Annotated in this window: 2 pseudogenes; one reads left to right on the top strand and one right to left on the bottom strand. The window is 32.4% G+C overall.

The features are described 5' to 3' along the window. Positions 1 to 126 (top strand): annotated as a pseudogene (locus IDG64_RS14880) (glycine betaine ABC transporter substrate-binding protein); the annotation flags it as partial. Here the strand turns inward: IDG64_RS14880 and IDG64_RS14875 are convergent. Next, positions 111 to 206: pseudogene (locus tag IDG64_RS14875) on the bottom strand (ABC transporter permease); the annotation flags it as partial. The pseudogenes IDG64_RS14880 and IDG64_RS14875 overlap by 16 nt on opposite strands. Between the last annotated feature and the right edge of the window lie 38 nt (positions 207 to 244).

Here is a 244-nt window from a genome sequence, read left to right as displayed (position 1 = left end):
ATTGCCGCGTATGATTTGAAAGTACTTAAAGATGATAAACAATTTTTCCCACCTTATGCTGCGAGTGCTGTTGCAACAAATGAATTATTACGGCAACACCCAGAACTTAAAACGACGATTAATAAGTGTTTGAAAAATAAATCCCATAGATAACCAAAGTTCGTAACATAATAATTGAATAATTGCTGTAATAAATTACCTTCCATTACTTATGACCACCTTTCTGTTTATCAAAATAGTGGTG

It is taken from the genome of Staphylococcus sp. EG-SA-15 (assembly GCF_017151895.1).
Taxonomy (GTDB): domain Bacteria; phylum Bacillota; class Bacilli; order Staphylococcales; family Staphylococcaceae; genus Staphylococcus; species Staphylococcus aureus.
The sequence above is the reverse complement of the archived record's forward strand: the minus strand, read 5'-3'. Positions and strand labels throughout refer to the sequence as shown.